We start from the raw sequence: 17,177 nt of genomic DNA on the forward strand, positions 1-17,177 counted from the left end.
TTAGTTCTGTATGGAATCGAGGTGAGAAGTAATGGTGACCGCACCGGACGCGACAGCATCGGCGAGCAGATCGGCGTGAGTGTCGAGCATGGTGAGGCGCTGGCGGAGCGCTTGCTGGTGATCGGCGATCTCGATGAGCGCAGTGCGAAGCGGGGCTATCTGGGCGGGCGTGACGCGGCGCAGCATCCATCGCTTCCAGGCACCGGGCCCGCCGGCAGCTTGAGCAATATCTGCCGCGATCAACTCGGGAACGAGGCCGCCAGGGTCGGCCGCCGTGATGCGAAGCACCCGTGCGGGATAGACCACCACCTTTGAGCCTTCGCGATCAACCCACGCGCGCGGGGTCGGTGAGGTGCGAAAGATGATGTCGCCGGGCGAGGTGAGCTGCGCCGAGGGATGCTGCTGAGCCAAGCGCAACGCACTGACTCGTTCGGCCCCGATCGTGTCGGGTGTATCGAGAGCATTGGCCGTCACGATGGCCAGGCCAGTGTCGGTCACGAGATTTTCATCGAGACGGGTGCCCGAAATGACGCGCAGGTGCCCTTCGGTGAGGAGCTTGTCGATGCGTGCTGGTTCAGAGGCCTGGCTCGCGTCGCCCACCGGGTCAAGTGATGCGTGCGGCGCGGCTGCACCGAGGGCGGCCGCAGAGGCATCAAGCAGCGCCGGCAGATCTGTGGCGCGACGGTGCGAGCGAGACTTGGCGCTGCTCTGGTCGATGAGTGCGCCCTGCGCGGCGATCAGCGACGTGGTGCGCACGATGCGTGTGAAGCGAAACGCGTGCGCTCGCAGTTCGCGCGCGGTGCCCATCGCCGCGACGAGGTCACTCGCGAGGTCGGCGCGGGCGGCCTGCGTCAACGGGTGATCAGTCAGATCTGCCACGGCCGTGAAACGGTCACTGGGTGGCACCTCGCCGTACTCGCGCCCGAGCACCCACAGGGCGAGCGCTTCACGAGGTGCGCTCGTGACGAGGCCGGTGCTTAACCGCACGATGCCGCGGATGCGACCCGAGCGCAAAACCTGGGCGCGCAGTTGTTCGCCGCGGTGATCGAGTGCGTCGGTCAGCAACCGGGCGGGCGCCAGACAGAGCCCACGGTCGAAGTCGCGCAACGAGAGCACGATCTCATCTAGCTCGCGCAGCATGTCGTGAGTGTCGCGGATCGTCGCTGACGGCAGGCGCGTGATGCTGAGCGAGGAAGGTCCGCCGATACTGATCAGCGTTGGCAAGAGCGCTCGTGCACAGAGCATGCGTCGACGAATGTGTCGAGCGTCTTCGGCGGTAGATAGCTGGATCTCGTCGCCCGCCGCATCGGCCACTGCAAAGGCGAGCGACGCATCGATACCGGCTTCGATATGGAGTCGCGCATCAGGTGAGGGAAGGAGCGCTACCGCCACCTCGGTGAGCAGCGCCTCGGCGGTTTCGCTCAGCGGGCCGCGGGAGCCGAGGGTCGCTGCCGTTGTCGAATGGCGCTGAAGGATGATCGCTGAAGCGATCTCTGGTGACCACGCGGCATCGGTGAGCTCGTCGGCCCAGCTGGTCCAGAGATGAGCGCGCTCGGCGTGCCGGCGGATCTCAGCCTGGAGCGACTCGTCACTTGGATCAACGTTCTCAGCGAGAGCAACGATTGCGTTTGGATCAAGACCAGCCAGCGCAGAAGAAGAGGCGCGAAGCGCGATGACAGCGTCGATTTGGTCGACGTGCTCGGCGTTTGCAAAGTCGAAGTCGGGCGGGGATGCGGCTGCCGCGATCTCGACGGCGGCGTCGGGATTGTTTCCGTGCCCGGTGCGGGTCAGCCAGGTGGCAACCTGCTGAGCGTCAAACACTGGATGGCCGCCGCGTTGTTCCACCGGCGGCGGGAACGCGTCTTCTGCCTGAGCGAAACGCGTGCGCCAGACCGAAACCACAGGGCGCTTTACATCGGCGAGGCGGGCGATACCCGGCAATCCGATGCGTAGCGGTGTGCTGGTGGTGGTCATGCACTCACCGTAGTTGAGAACTCGAACCCTCGTGAGTGATTCGTTGATAACTCCCCTTATCAGGTCGCTCGGCAAAGGTGAGGCGGTGGTGAATCTATCGTCGTCCTCGCAGCCCTTGAGTTGCACGGCAGACGGGAATCGGTCTGGGGGGAGCGCCCGTCTGCCGGTCCTCGACCATTTGGAGTTCTCATGCGTACACCCGCAGTCGCGGTCGCCTCGATCGCGCTCATCCTCGCACTGTCAGCGTGCTCGCCAGCCGCGACCACCGATGATTTCGCGCCAGACACCGGCCGCACGCCCGACACAGCCCCGGTGATCACAGAGACACCGACGCCCGTGCCAACAGCCGAGGTTGACGAAGTCGACGGCGAGTTTGGTGAGCGGGTGATCAACGATCGCGGCAACCTCGTAAAAGAAGTAGGTCAGCTCGCAGGTGTGTCTGAAGCCAATGACGTCCTCGTCGCCCGGTTCGCGGCCACCGATATCGTGCTCGACATCGAATGCGACCAGGACTGGTCGGAGTCACCGCAGAACGGTCACTTTCTCGGCATCCATTTCAATGTTGAAACAACTCCTGAACTCGCCGACAGCGACTACCCATGGGTCGCGATGAGTGCGTACGACTTTCTCGTCTTCGATTCAGACGGAAAGCGTCTGAACGACCCGGTTGGGACCTCGTGGGCCTGCCTGGACGAATCGAGCCAACTGCCATCTCAGATCGGGCCGGGGCAATCGGTCTCGGGCTGGATCGTGCTCGACGTCACCGATGAAGAAGGAGCGGCCGTGCTCACCATGGGCGGCAGCCCCACCGGATGGGAGTGGGCGTACTAGCCCGCTTTCGTCCACCAACCAACGCTTGACCTACGAAAGGAAACACCATGTCTGATCCCACCAACCCCACTCCGCCCCCGCCCGTGCAACCGCCGGCTGGAGTGCAATCACCCGCTGCGCAGCACGCCTACCCGGTTGCGGCGGTGCCAGGGCCAACTGCTGTGCCGACGAAGTCGTTTATCGCGACCTGGCTGTTTGCATGGTTGCTCGGTTTCTTCGGGGTAGATCGTTTCTACCTCGGCAAGATCGGCACCGGCATTCTCAAGCTGATCACGTTCGGCGGATTAGGCATCTGGGTGCTGGTCGATATCGTGCTCGTACTGACCGGGCTCACGCGCGACAAGCAGGGCCGTCCGCTCGACGGCTATGCGAAGCATCGCGTGATGGCGTGGATCGTGACGGCAGCAGTCATCGTGTTGAGCCTTGTGGTGGGAGGCGTGAGCGGTGCCACCGGTGGCGCTGATGCTGAGCCAGCGCCCGACACAGTGGCGGTCGAGACGGTTGAGCCCGAAGAATCTGAAGCGGTGGCAGAAGAAGGTGTCGAAGAGCCGGCCGAACCGGCTGAGCCAGAGGCGACAGGGCCCGCCGACTGGGCGAACGAAACGTTCGGTGCGTTCGACACGTTGAACAAGAGTGGCGCGGGTGACTCACTGATCTCATTGCCCGCGGGATCAACCGGAGGCATCGTGATCGCGACGCATGACGGGTCATCGAACTTCGCGATCAGCGTGCTTGATGCGAACAATGACTCAACCGGTGAGCTGCTGGTGAACACGATCGGTTCGTATTCGGGCACGACCGCGTGGGGCATTTCGGCTCTCGGCGAAGGAACAAAACTGCAGATCACGGCAGACGGCGCGTGGACGCTCTCTATCGAGCAGATGGGCAACGCGCCTGAGGTGCAGCCGGCGGGCACCGGCGACGCGGTGTTCTTGTATGACGGTGCAGCAGCATCGTTGACCGCCACCCATGACGGCACCAGCAACTTCGCCATAATCGAAGAGAACGGTGACATCTTCAACCTCGGTCTGCTGGTGAACGAGATCGGTACGTACTCGGGAACCGTGCCGCTGTCGGCCGGTCCGTCGGTGATCGAGATCAGCGCAGACGGCAACTGGACGCTCGCCATCGAGTAGGCGCGACATCGCCCCTGGGCCCGCGACGCCGGGGCCAGGGGCGATTTCGTGTGGGCGTGTCATCGAAACGGCCGGGGCTTTCGATGACACGCCGCGCTTCAGCATCCACTGGCCCCTGCTTGAGCAATCGTCCGGCCGTTTCGCATGTGGATGCTGAAAAGTGCCGCCTGCGCCCCCTGCCGCGTCCGTCCGCCCCAACAAACCTAAGCCGCCCTCCATGCGAACACGAAGGGCGGCTTCAGCTTGTGCAGAACGGCTACCGCTGGGCGGTGGTCATTCCCATACGCTCGAGAACGATGTTCTCGACGATCTGCACGATGTTGTAAAGCAACAGGGTGATCAGCGTGATGAGTGCGATCGACGCCCACAACTGGGTGAACTGCGCCTGCGCGTTGAACTTCAAGATCGCGCCGCCGATGCCCTGACCTGTCGACAACCACTCGGCCAGCAGCGCACCGGTGACTGCGCCCGGCACCGAGACGCGCGCCGCAGCGAACAGCGACGGACCAGCACCCGGCAGGCTCACCTTGCGCAGCAGCGTAAGCCGGCCGCCGCCGAACACGTGAACGACGTCGAGGCTCTGCTGGCTGGCGCGGCTCAGGCCGAACAGAATGCTGGCAAGTGCCGGGAACAGCACCACGATGGTTCCGATCACGGCAACGGATGACACCGTGCCACGACCGGTGATCAGGATGATCACCGGTGCGATCGACACGAGGGGAATCGTTCGCAGCAAGAGCACGAGCGGCATAACGCCCGCCTCGACAGCCTTCGACAGGCTGAACAGCACAGCCAGCACGATGGCGGTGAGCATTCCGAAGACGAAGCCGATCATCGAGTCGATGAGGGTCTGCCCGACCAAAGGCGCCATCTGCGCACGGTTGGCGGCAGCATCCTCATCGGTGAAAAGGAATGCCCACACGTCGGCGGGCCCCTTGGCGATGTACGGCGAGATGCCGGTCAGGCTCACCACGGCCTGCCACAGCAGCAGCACAACGGCGAAGGTGATCACGGCGTTCATGACCGAGCGGCCGATGGTGCGCGAGAGCTCGCGGCGCCGGTCGGCCTTCAGCTTCGCCTGCGCGGCAGGGTCGGCCTGAAGAGCGAGCTTGCCGGTGGGATCAGCGGGTGGGTTGGCGGTATCGACGGTGTTCTTACTCATCGTGCTCCTCCTGATACCCACGGTGTGACGAAGCGAACGATGAGTCCCACGAATCCATACGCGGCGAGAGCGAAGACCGCACACAGCAAGAAGACCGACCAGACGCCCGCGGCGTCGAGTTGGCCCTGCAGGCGAATGAGTGTCGGGCCGACACCTGCAGTGATGGCGCCGAGGTATTCACCCAGCACCGCGCCGAGAAAGGCGGTGGGCACGGCAATCTGCAGGGCGTTCAGGATGGCCGGAAGGGCCGCGATCAGGCGAACCTTGCGCATCTGCGTCCACGAGTTGCCGCCGAAGACGCGAACCACATCAAGCGATGACTTGTCAGCCGACTTGAACCCGAGGATCGAACCGACGACGGTGGTGAAAACACACACGAGAGCAGCCAAGAAGATTGCGGTCGCCGAGGGGTCGCCTGGGCTCTTGGCTCCGCCGAGAACAACTACCGAGATGCCGCCGACCGCGACGATTGGCAGACAATAGCTGACGACGGCAATCTGAGTGATGACGGTCTCTGTCTTCGGAAAGACCAGCACGAAAGCGGCTAGCACGAGAGCGATGCCGTTGCCCCACAGGTAACCGATCGCGGCCGCGGTGATCGTCGGTTGGAAGACATTCCATGTGCCAGCGATATTGCCGTCGACAAACAGCCACTCGAAGACCGCCCATGGCGAGGGCACCGGGGTGAAGCTGGTTCCCGCTTGAATCTGGAATGCCGTAAGCGAAAAGAGCCACCACACCAGGATGAGAACGATGGCTCCGATGAAGCCAGCCGCCCAGCCCGGAATGCGTATGGCCTTCATCAGGCCTCGGCCTCCGCGCGACCGTCGTTGCCGAAGAGCAGCTCTGAGGCACGGTCGACGTACGCATGGAATTCGGGGGTGCGCATCATGTCGGGCGTACGCGGGCGCGGCAGATCGATCTCGATGATCTCTTTGATTCGACCGGGACGCGGTGACATCACGGCCACACGATCAGCGAGGAAGATCGCCTCGCTGATGCCGTGAGTGACGAGCAGCGTCGTGGCAGGCTTTTCGGTCCAGATTCGCAGCAGCTCAAGGTTCAGGTTCTGCCGCGTCATGTCGTCGAGAGCGCCGAAGGGCTCGTCGAGCAGCAGAACCGACGGCTTGAGCACAAGAGCACGGGCGATGGATGCGCGCTGGCGCATTCCGCCCGACAGCTGTGAGGGCTTCGCGTTGGCGAAGTCTTTCAGCCCGACGAGGGCGATGAGCTCGTCAACGTAGTCCTTGTCGACAAGCTTGCCCGCGACCTCGAACGGCAGCTCGATGTTTTTTCGAACACTGCGCCACGGCAACAGTGCGTGGTCTTGGAAGGCGATGCCGAGCTCACTGTCACTGCGCAGCTGGTCGGGTGTGTGGCCGTCGACGAGCGCGGTGCCGTGGGTCGGATGGTCGAGGGCGGCAAGGATTCGCAGGATCGTTGACTTGCCGCAACCCGAGGGGCCGAGCAGGGCCAGAAACGACCCCTTGTCGGTGTGGAGGTCGGTGTCCTCCAGGGCTAGCAGAGACTTGCCTCCGCGCAGCGCGAAGGACTTCGAAACTCCTGAGATCTGGATACCGGTGCCCGTCTGGGCACCGGTATCCAGGTTCGACGAAATGGTCATAATCCCTACGGGAGGTAGTCCATCAGGTCAGGGTTCTCGGCGTAGATCTCGTCGATGATGGTCGTGTCGAACAGCTGGTCAGCCGACAGCTCCCATCCCGAAGCGAGAAGCGAAGCGAGGGTCTGCGCCTGCAGGTCGTCAGAGATCGTGAACAGGCCGTTGGCCTCGGTCTCGTCAGTCGAGATCAGCAGTGCCTGAGCCTCAAGGCCAGCAGCGACCTTCTCGGGGTCGAGGTCACCGAAGGTGAGGTCACCAGCGGCGGCCGACTCGTTGTAGTAGTCGACAACCAGCGAAACGGTGTCGTCGAGTGGCTCGTTGAACGTGTCGGTCCAGCCCTTGATCTCGGCGATCAAGAACGCCTTGAGCAGGTCAGCGTTCTCAGCGAGGTAGTCGTCGGTCACCGAGTAGGTCTCAGCAACGTACGGCAGACCGTTCTCGGCGTAGGCCAGGTTCGTGACGGGGAAGCCCGCGAACTCAACGGTGATGGCTTCGTTCGTGAGGTAGGCCATGAATCCGTCGACCTCACCGTTGATGAGGGGCGTCGGGTCGAAGTCGACCGGAACGATGTTGACGTCTGCCGGGTCGATGTCGTTGGCCGCGAGCAGAGCTGCGAAGACCGACGAGTTCGAGTCCTGCACACCGATCGTCTTGCCGATCAGGTCGTCAGGCGTCATGATGTTCCCGCCCTCGGTGAGAGAGAGGATCGTGAACGGGTTCTTCTGGAACGTCGCGCCGATGATCTTCAGCGGTGCGTCTTGCTCGGCAACCGCGGCACCAACTGACGCAGCGTCGCTCAGGGCGACCTGCACGCTGCCCGAGAGCAACTTGGCAACGCCGGTGTCAGGACCAGCAACGCCGACGACGTTCTCGAAGCCGGCCTCGTCGTAGTAGCCGTTCTCGTAGGCGTAGAACTCGCCCGCGAACTCTTCGTTCTTGATCCATGAGTACTGAACGCTGATCTCGCCGTATGAAGCGACCTCAGCTTCACCGTCGCTTGACGACGCGGTGTCGTCAGACGACGCGGCGCAACCGCCGAGTACGAGGGCGGATGCTGCGAGTGCAGCAGCGACGACACCGATACGGGTTCGCTGCTTGTGATTGTGTGCCATCGGGTTGGCTCCTCTTCGAAAGTGCAAATGTGATCTGGCTGACGCTAGTCCTCGCAGATTTCGGGGGTCGCTTGGGTATGTTTCGACAATGTGACGAGCGCCAATGAGCGTCGCGTCCGGTGACGAGCGGAACGATTCACGGGGCGCACCGTTCCGCGCTCGTCATTCGTCGCGGTCACCTTGCGCCAAGCGCCACACCCTTTCGCGGGTGAACGGCTGCTGAAAAGGCCGCTGGCCGATGGCGCGAGCGATTGCGTTGCCGATTGCAGGCGCGACGGGGTTGTAGGGCGACTCACTCATCGACTTGGCCCCGTGCGGCCCCACGCGGTCGTGTGTGTCAGCGAAGTAGACCTCGGTTTCGGGCACATCAGCGAACTGCGGCACCCGGTACGTGCGAAAGACGGGGTTCAACACTGCGCCGTGCGCCACGACGACTTCTTCGTAGAGCGCGCTGCCGATGCCCTGCGCAGCGCCCCCTTCGACCTGGCCGCGCGCCTGTGCCGGATTCATCAAGAAGCCCGCATCTGCGGACTGGATCGACTGCAGCACGCGAACCGAACCGGTCTCGGCATCCACCGCAACGCGCGCCGCGTGCACGTTGAACGACAGCGACCGCTCATCGCCCGACGCGCTTCCGGTCGCCACGAGTCCTTCCGGGGTGCGCTGGTCGGCGGGCGCCGCGCGCACGACGTCGCGAAACGACACCACTGTGTCGCCCGCGAGTACCCCCTCGGGTGTGACCTCGGTCGCATCTGCTCCGGTGATCTTGGTGGCGATCGCCAGCATTCTCGCGCGCAGCGCATCGCACGCGGCCTGCAGCGCCTTGCCGGCAGCGGTGATGCCCGCGGAAGCGAAAGCGCCGGTGTCATGCGACACCAGATCCGTATCGCTCGCGCGCAGTTCGATGCGGTCAGCACTCGCGCTCAGAGCTGTCGCTGCGATCTGACGGTGCACGGTGCTTGTGCCATTGCCGAACTCAGCGGTTCCCACCGACACCACGAATGTTCCGTCTTTGCGCAAGGTTGCTGTGGTGTTGGCGTAGTGCCCGCCCGGTGCCATTGCCGCGATCAGTGAGATCGCCATTCCTTCGCCGACCGCCCACCCCTCAGGCGCCTCGACGCCATTGCCTGCCCGCAGGGCGCTTTCGGCGAGGTCGAGGCACTGGTCTAGTCCGTAGCTGCCCCAGACAATGCCCTCTTCGTGCTCGTCGTGCACGGTGAGCAATGGGTCGCCTTCACGCACCGCGTTGATGCGGCGCACTTCAAAGGGATCGAGCTCGAGCTTCTCAGCGAGCATGTCCATTGCCGACTCGACCCCGAGAATCACCTGCCCGAGCCCATAGCCGCGGAACGCTCCTGAGGGCACATTGTTGGTGTACACAGCTTCGGCGTCGATTCGTTTGACGGGGCTGTTGTAGACGTTCACCGACTCGGCGCAGCCGTGAAACATCACGCCAATGCTGTGGTTGCCGTACGCGCCAGCATCCGTCAATACATCGATCTTCATCGCCGTCAGCGCGCCCTCAGCAGTAGCACCGAGCGTCACTGAAACACGGAACGGGTGCCGCACTGACGATCGCCGAAACTCGTCGGAGCGCGTGAACTCGTAGGCAACTGGCCGGCCGGTGCGCAGCACCGCAAGCGCCACGAGGTCTTCTGTGAAGAGCTCTTGCTTGCCGCCGAATCCGCCGCCCACCCGAGCGGCGAAGACGCGTACGCGATCTTTGGGCAGGGTGAACAGCTCGGCGAGTTCGTCGCGAACGAGAAACGGCACCTGGGTGCTTGAGCGGATGACCAGTCGACCGTCTTCATCGAGCCAGCCGAGTGCGCCGTGCGTTTCAAGTTGCGCGTGTGACACTCGCCCCGTCTGCCACGTGCCGCCCACGGTGGTGTCACTTGCGGCAAGCGCCGCGTCGACGTCACCGCCGATTCCGCCGTGAAGTGCGGCGATGACGTTGCGCGAGGCATCCGCCACCCGGTCTTCGGGGGTGCGGTCGGGGTGCAGAAGGGGAGCATCGACCTGGCGGGCAGCATCCGGATCGAACACCGCCGGCAGCAGCTCGTAGGTCACGCGCAGCGCGGCGCATCCGGCCTCAGCAGCTTCGGCATTCTCGGCGACTACGGCAGCGACGCGCTGGCCGATGAAGCGAACGGTTTCGTCGAGCAGCCGCGTGTCGTCGGGGTCGTCTTCGCGATGTTCGTGCCGAGCAGTGGAGAACCGGCGGGTGGTGACATTCTCGTGCGTGAAGATCGCGATGACACCGGGCACCGCCGCGGCGGCGTCAGTGTCGATCGCGGTGATTCGAGCGTGAGCGTGAGGAGAGCCCACCACGCGCAGCGTGAGGGCGCCCGTGGCCATCTCGGTGTCAAACGTGTAGGGCTCGAGTCCCTGCACCACGCGTTGAGCGGGCTCGGGGGAGTTCGAAGCGCCGACGCCTAGAGCGGGGGATGCCGCACCCGGCGCCGCGCCGGTGGCCCGCACGGGGCCCAATATCGATTCGGTGATGGCCTCGCGAATGGGACGGTAGCCGGTGCAACGGCAGAGGCTGCCCTTCATCTTGCGGTCGAGGTCGGGCAAATCGTCTGCGCACAGAGTGGACGCCGTGACGCTCATGCCAGGAGTGCAGAAGCCGCATTGGAACCCGAAGTTGCTCACGAGGGCTTCTTGCACGGGATGCAGCTCGCCCTCGGGGGCCAAGCCCGCAGCGGTGGTGACGCTCATGCCTTCGGCCCGCATCGCGGGAATGATGCACGAGTGCACCGGCACCCCGTCGACGAGCACCGCACACGCACCGCAATCGCCAGCGTCGCAGCCTTTCTTCACTTCGTGGTGCCCGCTCTCGCGCAATAGGGTGCGCAGGCATTGGCCGGCACGCGGATCGGCCTCGATGGGGCTGCCGTTCACCTCGAACTTCATGCGCTGAGCTCCTCGCGAATGCGCTCGCCGAGCACCATGCTCACGGCGCGACGCCAATCGGCGCTGCCCAGCGGATCGGAGTAGAAGCCGGTTGCCGTGCCGATTGCCGTGCGCAGCGTCGCCGCGTCGGGAAGCGCAGTGAACCGCAGCACGACCGGACGCTCTACGGCTGCTGTGACGACGAAGACCGTTGACCCGTCACTGTCTTCGCGTCCGGTGACCACCGCGCCGGAACGCCCGAGCTCGGCCAGTGCGATCTTCTTCAGGTGGGCGCGCGAGGCCAATGCCGATTGCGGAATATTGATGGCGCGCAGCACTTCTCCGGGCGCTAGACAGGTGACGGCGTTGCCCGTCACAAGGTCGCTCACGGGCATCGCGCGGGTGCTGCCGTCAACGCCCCACACTTCTGCGGTCGCGTCGAGCCCGACCGCGAGAGAAATCATGGCGCCAGCCGGGAACGCGCGGCAGATGTTGCCGCCGACGGTCGCCGTGTGCCAGATCTTGAAAGAGGCGAGCAAGGCATCTGCGGCCTCGGGAATCATGGATGCTGCGCGCCACGCTTCAGGCAAGGCGAGCTCATGGCGCCCCCCGGCCCACGCGCGGAGCGTGGCGATGGTGCAGGTTGCGCCGATGCGAAGACCGGTGTCGGTGATCTCGAGGTCGGGCCAGCCGAGGGTAGTCAGGTCTACGAAGCCAGTGGTGACCGGTTGAGGTTCGCTCATCAGCCACGTGCCGCCACCCATGAACACTTCTCCGGGTGCGAGCGCAAGATCGCTTCGACTGGTGGCGCGCCGAAAGCGCGAGACGGTGACGATATCCATCAGAGGCGCTCGGCCAGAGCGAGGGATGCTGCGGCGACCGCGCGCGCGAGCACATTCTCGTCAGCCGTGATGAGGGTCTGTTCTTCAACGACTGTGTTGCCACCGACGAGCAGTCTCTTCAGCGGGGGGAGCGCGCCGAGCCCGAGCGCGGCGACCGGGTCGATGATGCCGGCGTGCTCGATCGTGTCAACACGCCAGACGGCGATGTCGGCAAGCTTGCCAACTTCGAGCGATCCGATTTCGGCATCACGCCCGAGCACGCGGGCACCGCCGATCGTGGCGATGCGCAACCCATCACGCACACTCATCGAATCGGCGCCCGTGCGCAGGCGGTTCATCAGCACCGATTCACGAATCTCAATGCCCAGCTGGCCTGACTCGTTTGATGCGGCGCCGTCGACCCCGAGTCCCACCGGCACACCCGCACGCAGCAGGTCGACGACGGGAGCGATACCCGCGGCAAGCCGTGCGTTCGATGAAGGGCAATGAGCGACGCCCGTGCCCGTGGCGGCATAGCGTGCAATCGCAGTGTCATCGAGGTGCACGCCGTGCGCCATCCAGACATCATCGCCGAGCCAGCCGAGGTCTTCGAGGTGTTGCGTGGGCGACTTGCCGAAGTGCTCTTGGCAGTAGGCGTCTTCTTCGACGGTCTCAGACGCGTGGGTGTGCAAGCGCACGCCCAGCGAGCGGGCCAGCACCGCCGACTCACGCAACAGGTCGGCCGTCACCGAGAATGGCGAGCAGGGTGCGATCGCGATCTTGACCATCGCGTCGCGCGAGGTGTCGTGGTACTGCTCCACAGCCTCTTGCGAAGCGCGAAGCGCTGCATCAGTCGTTTCGACCGCAAAATCGGGCGGCAGGCCACCCTGCGAGGCGCCAAGATCCATCGAACCGCGGGTCGCGTGCAGACGCACACCAACCGTCGACGCGGCATCGACTAGGGCCCCGACGATGTCGCCGGATCCCTGCGGAAACACGTAGTGGTGGTCACCCACGGTCGTGCAACCAGAACGCGCGAGTACGGCCATTGCGCCCGCCGCGCCAGCACCCGTGAGGTCTGCGTCAATGCGCGACCACAGCGGATAGAGCGTGGTCAGCCAATCGAACAGAATCGAGTCTTGCGCGTAGCCGCGAGTCAGCCACTGGTAGAGGTGGTGATGAGTGTTGACCAGACCGGGAGTGACGAGGCAACCCTTCGCATCGATGATCTCTGCCCCCGCGCGCCACTCAGCGGGAGCCTTGCCCGCGCCTACAGCAGCGATGACACCACCGTCGATGACCACGAAGCCGGTGCCGTGCTCAGTGCCGAGTGGGTCAACGGTCGCAATGTGCCCGTTTTCAATGATGGTGCGGTTCATGGTGGTGCTCCTGCGGGTAACGAACGGATCGTCGGGTGGGTCGTTATGAAGTGGGGGCTACGAGCTGGCGCTGCGCGAAGGCACAGCGCACGAAGGCGCCGAGCCCAGAAGGTCGGCGCGCAACAGGTCTGTGTGCAGTGGACCGCTGCCGTCACGAAGGGGGGCGCCCGAGCCGCCGTGGCGGGCAGCGACGATCTCGGCGAGCACCGACAGTGCGGTCTCGTCGGGGCTCGAGCCGCCAAGGTCGAGTCCTAACGGCGAGTGCAACCTCGCCAGGTCGACGTCTGAGACGCCCTGCTCACGCAGCAGACTCGCCCGCACATCGACGGTGCTGCGTGCGCCCATCGCACCGACGAAACCGATGGGCATCGACAGGGCAGCGCGCAACGCGGGTATGTCCTGTCGCGTGTCATGCGTCAGAACGCATATCGCGGTTCGCTCATCGACGTCATCGGAGTGCAATGCAGCCAGATACTCGTGCGGCCAGCCGGTGACCCGCTCAACCGCGGCGGGAAATCGCTCCGCGGTCACCAGCGAGTCCCACGCGTCGCACACCGTCACGTCGAAGCCCGAGACCGCAGCAACCCGGCACAGCGCGGCGGCATGTTCACCGCCGCCCAGAATGATGAGTCGCGGCGGCGGTGCGAAGGCAAGCATGAGAACGTCAGAGCCGGCATATGCGCCGGGAAGGATCGCGCACTGGCGCTCGCGCAGTGCGTTGGCGAGGGCAGCGCTATTTGCCGTGTCGATCACGGTGCCCAGGGCATCCATCGCCAATACCCGTCCCGCACTATGGCCTGAAGTGATCAGTCCCACAGCTGCGGCGCGGTGCGCGGCGGCTGCTTCGAGCGCACGGATTGCTGCGGAGTCATCGGCGCGCAGCGGGTACGCAATCACGTCGATGCTGCCACCACAGGCAAGACCGGCGGCGTGGGCGTCGTCATCAGAGAAGCCGAACTTCGCCGCCTGTCCGGTGCCCGAGGCAATTGCGGTGAGCGCGAGCATCCCCGCGTCACTCTCTACGCAACCGCCCGAGATCGAGCCGATGATGGCACCAGATTCGGTGACTGCCATCGAGGCGCCCAGTCCGCGCGGAGCGCTGCGGGCGACGCCGGTGATCGTCACAATTGCGACGGATTCACCGCTGCGCAATACGGGCAGCACGTCTTTCGCGAGTTCGAACATGCACCCCACGCTAATTACCGTGTGTTTCGGACTCGATACGCTGTCGTAAATGTGTGAACAGGTCAGAATCTGCGGACTGGTGCTCGCTGCGGGAGCTGGCACCCGCTACGGCCTTCCCAAAGGTCTGGCGCGTGCCGCCGACGGCACGCCTTGGGTGCGACTTGCGACCGAGATGCTGCGCGACGCCGGATGCGACGAGGTCGTCGTGCTCGTGGGTGCTCGAGGTGAAGAAGTGCGCCTGCTTGTCGACGAACGCGCCCGCGTCGTCGACGTGCACAACTGGGCCGACGGACTGTCGGCCACTATTCGCGGCGGGCTGCAGGCCGCGGCAGGCTTCGATGTTGCCGTCATCACTCCGGTAGACACGCCCGAGGCGGCAGCTGCCGCGGTGCGTCGAGTGATCAGCGAACTTGGCTCTCAGCCGCGGTCAGCGCTTGTTCAGGCCATGTACGCACGCACACCGGGCCACCCCGTGGCCGTGGGCTGTGAGCACTTCGAGCCCCTCGCGCGCGCTCTCACCGCAGACAGTGGAGCTCGCGCCTATCTCGCCGCGCACGCGGCGACCGAGGTGGACTGCGCGGACCTGTGGTCAGGCGCCGACATCGATACGCGCGCCTAGCGGGTCCGTCAACCGTCGATCACGATATTCAGCGGCTCGTCACCGGCTGCCAGCCGCTCGATCTGCGACCTGACCAAGCGTGCGATGCGAGGGCGCATCGCGCTGGAGTTGCCACCGACGTGGGGCGCGATCAGCACACCGGGCTGCTCCCAAAGCGGATGACCCTCGGGTAGCGGCTCTGGATCGGTGACGTCGAGCGCCGCCCGAATGCGCCCACGGCTGGTGTGGGCCACCAGTGCGTCCGTGTCGATGAGCGGACCACGACCGACGTTCACTACGAGTGCCCCGTCTGGCAGGGCTGACAAGAAGGCATCGTCGACGATCCCGCGAGTGGCGTCGCCGCCGGGAAGCGAGATGACAACGATCTCGGTGTCGCCCAGCAGTTCGGGCAGTTCTTCGACCGCTCTCACAGGCATGCCTTCTTCGACGCGGGCGCTCGATGCCACGGCGAACAGATCGACTTCGAAAGGCTTGAGGCGCGCCGCAATCGCCTTGCCCACGCCGCCGTAGCCGAGCAGCATGACCCGTCGATCGGCGAGACTGTCCGCGCTGTGTGACATCCAACGGCGCTGGTCTTGGGCGCGCACGAAGTCGGGAATGCCGCGCTGCGCAGCGATCACCAGCCCGACAGCCAACTCGGCAGTAGAGGCTTCGTGTACCGATGCGGCGTTCGCGAACCGCATGCCGCTCGGCAGAATGTCGCGCACCCCGTCGTAGCCGATTGACTGGCTCTGCACGAGACCCACCTCAACACCCTCAAGACGCGACAGCATGTTCGACATCGACATGTAGGGCGGCACGACGAGATCGATGCGCTGTGCGGGGGCAGGGGAATCCATCGCCCACACCTGCAATTCGACGCCATCGGGCATGACGCCAAGATCGGTGGCGAGTCGGTCGCTGGGAACGGTCACGAGTATCGAGGGAGTGCTCACCCCTCAACGCTAGCGTCGACCGGCCTACCGCGGCGCACACTTGAGCGCTACTCTCGCGATACGGCTGAATAGCCACACAAGGAGGCGCGTGATGGTTCCCGAGATCAACTATTGGGCCGTGATTCTAGCCACGCTGTCGACAATGATTGTCGGCTCGATTTGGTACACCCCGAAGGTTTTCGGCACTCGATGGGCGAAGCTGGCTCATGTCGATCTGAATCGTGAAATGACACCGCTAGCGGCGATGATGCCGATCATCGTCACCGTGCTGGTCAGCTTCGTGTCTGCGTGGGTGCTCGCTGGCGCCACCACGATCGCGTGGCACTTCTATGGCGGGGGCTATCTGCTCGCGGCGGTGGGCACCGGTGTAATTCTGTGGGCCGGCTTTACGGCGGCGCGCTTCATCACGCACGATGCCTTTGAGGGCCGCCCGACGTCGCTCACCGTGATGAACATCGCCCACGAATTGGTGACCGTACTGGTGATGTCAATCATCATCGGCGTCTGGCCGCCCGCCGTAACCGTCTAGTCAGCGGCTACGCGGCGGCGCCGACGACGGCCGCGATCGCAGAGGTGAAGAAACCGAGCCCATCGATGCCCGAGCGCATCGCGGCTGGCGTGTTGGGGCCGAACCCCTCTTCCACGGCGTGTTCGGGGTGTGGCATCAGGCCTACGACGTTGCCGCGGTCGTTGGCGATACCGGCGATATCGCGCAGCGAACCGTTGGGGTTGACGCCCGCATAGCGGAACGCAACGAGCCCCTCGCCCTCGAGTCGGTCGAGCTCGTCGTCGGCAGCAATGTAGCCACCGTCCGCGTTCTTGAGCGGAATGACGATCTCTTGGCCAGTCGTGAAGTCTGAGGTCCAAGCGGTGGACGTGCTCTCGACGACGAGCCTCTGGTCACGGCGGATGAATTGCTGGTGGGCGTTTCGAATGAGGCCACCCGGCAGCAGGTGCGCTTCAACCAGCATCTGAAAACCGTTGCAGATTCCCAACACGGGCATGCCCTTTGCGGCAGCAGCCTTCACCTCGACCATGATCGGCGCGAGTGCGGCGATCGATCCGGCCCGCAGATAGTCCCCGTAGCTGAAACCACCGGGCAATACGAGGGCATCGACGCCGTCGAGATCGTGCGAGCCGTGCCAGAGAGCGACGGGGGTGGCGCCGGCGATCTCGATCGCGCGCTGCGCGTCGCGGTCATCGAGCGAACCGGGGAACGTGATGACCCCGATGCGGGTGGTCACGCTACGACCTCGATGCCGACGACGTCTTCGATCACTGAGTTAGAGAGAATCTCATCGGCGACGCGCTTTGCCTCAGCGAGCACCTCTTCTGTGACCTCGCCGTCGACCGTGAGTTCGAAACGCTTGCCGATGCGCACCGAGGTGAAGTCTGAGACTCCCAAACGCGAGAACGCGCCTGAGACGGCCTTTCCCTGCGGGTCCAGAAGCTCGGCCTTGGGCATGACGTCAACGACGATAGTGGGCATTAAAGGCTCCGGAAGTCG

The 17,177-nt window shown here is 64.6% G+C and carries 16 protein-coding genes; 4 read left to right on the forward strand and 12 right to left on the reverse strand.

Going from position 1 to position 17,177, the window contains the following annotated elements; translation table 11 throughout:
• The gene (locus SJY18_RS09445; protein WP_396667363.1) at positions 1 to 1,974 is read right to left on the reverse strand and encodes a hypothetical protein; all 1,974 of its coding nucleotides are present in this window, start codon (positions 1,972 to 1,974) and stop codon (positions 1 to 3) included.
• A gap of 189 nt (positions 1,975 to 2,163) precedes the next feature.
• Between SJY18_RS09445 and SJY18_RS09450 the strand changes: the two genes are divergently transcribed.
• Positions 2,164 to 2,805 carry a hypothetical protein gene (locus SJY18_RS09450; RefSeq protein WP_396667364.1) on the forward strand — a complete coding sequence of 214 codons (642 nt, stop codon included), beginning with the start codon at positions 2,164 to 2,166 and terminating at the stop codon, positions 2,803 to 2,805.
• A 47-nt stretch (positions 2,806 to 2,852) separates the two neighbouring features.
• On the forward strand, positions 2,853 to 3,941 hold the full coding sequence (locus SJY18_RS09455; RefSeq protein WP_396667365.1) for a TM2 domain-containing protein: 1,089 nt from the start codon (positions 2,853 to 2,855) through the stop codon (positions 3,939 to 3,941).
• Positions 3,942 to 4,197: 256 nt separating this feature from the next.
• Here SJY18_RS09455 and SJY18_RS09460 read toward each other — a convergent pair whose 3' ends face one another.
• The 8 genes from SJY18_RS09460 to SJY18_RS09495 form a co-directional block, all read right to left on the reverse strand.
• Positions 4,198 to 5,103: an ABC transporter permease subunit gene (locus tag SJY18_RS09460; RefSeq protein WP_337336778.1), complete on the reverse strand. Its 906-nt coding sequence runs from the start codon at positions 5,101 to 5,103 to the stop codon at positions 4,198 to 4,200.
• Complete coding sequence (locus SJY18_RS09465; RefSeq protein ID WP_337336779.1) at positions 5,100 to 5,906, reverse strand: ABC transporter permease subunit; 807 nt, start codon at positions 5,904 to 5,906, stop codon at positions 5,100 to 5,102. The genes SJY18_RS09460 and SJY18_RS09465 overlap by 4 nt, the downstream gene beginning before the upstream one ends.
• On the reverse strand, positions 5,906 to 6,727 hold the full coding sequence (locus SJY18_RS09470; protein ID WP_396667366.1) for an ABC transporter ATP-binding protein: 822 nt from the start codon (positions 6,725 to 6,727) through the stop codon (positions 5,906 to 5,908). Before SJY18_RS09470 ends, SJY18_RS09465 begins: the two co-directional genes overlap by 1 nt.
• A 5-nt stretch (positions 6,728 to 6,732) precedes the next feature.
• Positions 6,733 to 7,836, reverse strand: coding sequence for an ABC transporter substrate-binding protein (locus tag SJY18_RS09475; RefSeq protein WP_396667367.1), 1,104 nt, complete (start codon positions 7,834 to 7,836; stop codon positions 6,733 to 6,735).
• Between the two features lie 162 nt (positions 7,837 to 7,998).
• Positions 7,999 to 10,752: a molybdopterin-dependent oxidoreductase gene (locus SJY18_RS09480; RefSeq protein ID WP_396667368.1), complete on the reverse strand. Its 2,754-nt coding sequence runs from the start codon at positions 10,750 to 10,752 to the stop codon at positions 7,999 to 8,001.
• On the reverse strand, positions 10,749 to 11,573 hold the full coding sequence (locus tag SJY18_RS09485) for an FAD binding domain-containing protein (RefSeq protein ID WP_396667369.1): 825 nt from the start codon (positions 11,571 to 11,573) through the stop codon (positions 10,749 to 10,751). Before SJY18_RS09485 ends, SJY18_RS09480 begins: the two co-directional genes overlap by 4 nt.
• Positions 11,573 to 12,931, reverse strand: coding sequence for an 8-oxoguanine deaminase (locus tag SJY18_RS09490; RefSeq protein ID WP_396667370.1), 1,359 nt, complete (start codon positions 12,929 to 12,931; stop codon positions 11,573 to 11,575). Before SJY18_RS09490 ends, SJY18_RS09485 begins: the two co-directional genes overlap by 1 nt.
• 57 nt (positions 12,932 to 12,988) lie before the next feature.
• Positions 12,989 to 14,116, reverse strand: coding sequence for an XdhC family protein (locus tag SJY18_RS09495; protein ID WP_396667371.1), 1,128 nt, complete (start codon positions 14,114 to 14,116; stop codon positions 12,989 to 12,991).
• Positions 14,117 to 14,165: 49 nt separating this feature from the next.
• Between SJY18_RS09495 and SJY18_RS09500 the strand changes: the two genes are divergently transcribed.
• The gene (locus SJY18_RS09500; RefSeq protein ID WP_396667372.1) at positions 14,166 to 14,735 is read left to right on the forward strand and encodes an NTP transferase domain-containing protein; all 570 of its coding nucleotides are present in this window, start codon (positions 14,166 to 14,168) and stop codon (positions 14,733 to 14,735) included.
• Positions 14,736 to 14,743: 8 nt separating this feature from the next.
• Here SJY18_RS09500 and SJY18_RS09505 read toward each other — a convergent pair whose 3' ends face one another.
• On the reverse strand, positions 14,744 to 15,670 hold the full coding sequence (locus SJY18_RS09505) for a 2-hydroxyacid dehydrogenase (RefSeq protein WP_396667373.1): 927 nt from the start codon (positions 15,668 to 15,670) through the stop codon (positions 14,744 to 14,746).
• A 91-nt stretch (positions 15,671 to 15,761) separates the two neighbouring features.
• Here SJY18_RS09505 and SJY18_RS09510 point away from each other — a divergent pair, with 91 nt between their 5' ends.
• Positions 15,762 to 16,199: a DUF1761 domain-containing protein gene (locus SJY18_RS09510; protein ID WP_396667374.1), complete on the forward strand. Its 438-nt coding sequence runs from the start codon at positions 15,762 to 15,764 to the stop codon at positions 16,197 to 16,199.
• Between the two features lie 7 nt (positions 16,200 to 16,206).
• Here the strand turns inward: SJY18_RS09510 and purQ are convergent, their stop codons facing one another.
• The gene (purQ, locus tag SJY18_RS09515) at positions 16,207 to 16,914 is read right to left on the reverse strand and encodes a phosphoribosylformylglycinamidine synthase subunit PurQ (protein ID WP_396667375.1); all 708 of its coding nucleotides are present in this window, start codon (positions 16,912 to 16,914) and stop codon (positions 16,207 to 16,209) included.
• Positions 16,911 to 17,159, reverse strand: coding sequence for a phosphoribosylformylglycinamidine synthase subunit PurS (gene purS / locus SJY18_RS09520; protein ID WP_337336790.1), 249 nt, complete (start codon positions 17,157 to 17,159; stop codon positions 16,911 to 16,913). The genes purQ and purS overlap by 4 nt, the downstream gene beginning before the upstream one ends.
• Positions 17,160 to 17,177: the final 18 nt, after the last annotated feature.

Origin of the sequence: Microbacterium sp. R86528 (assembly GCF_044596335.1) — a bacterium.
GTDB classification, from domain to species: Bacteria; Actinomycetota; Actinomycetes; order Actinomycetales; family Microbacteriaceae; genus Microbacterium; species Microbacterium marmarense.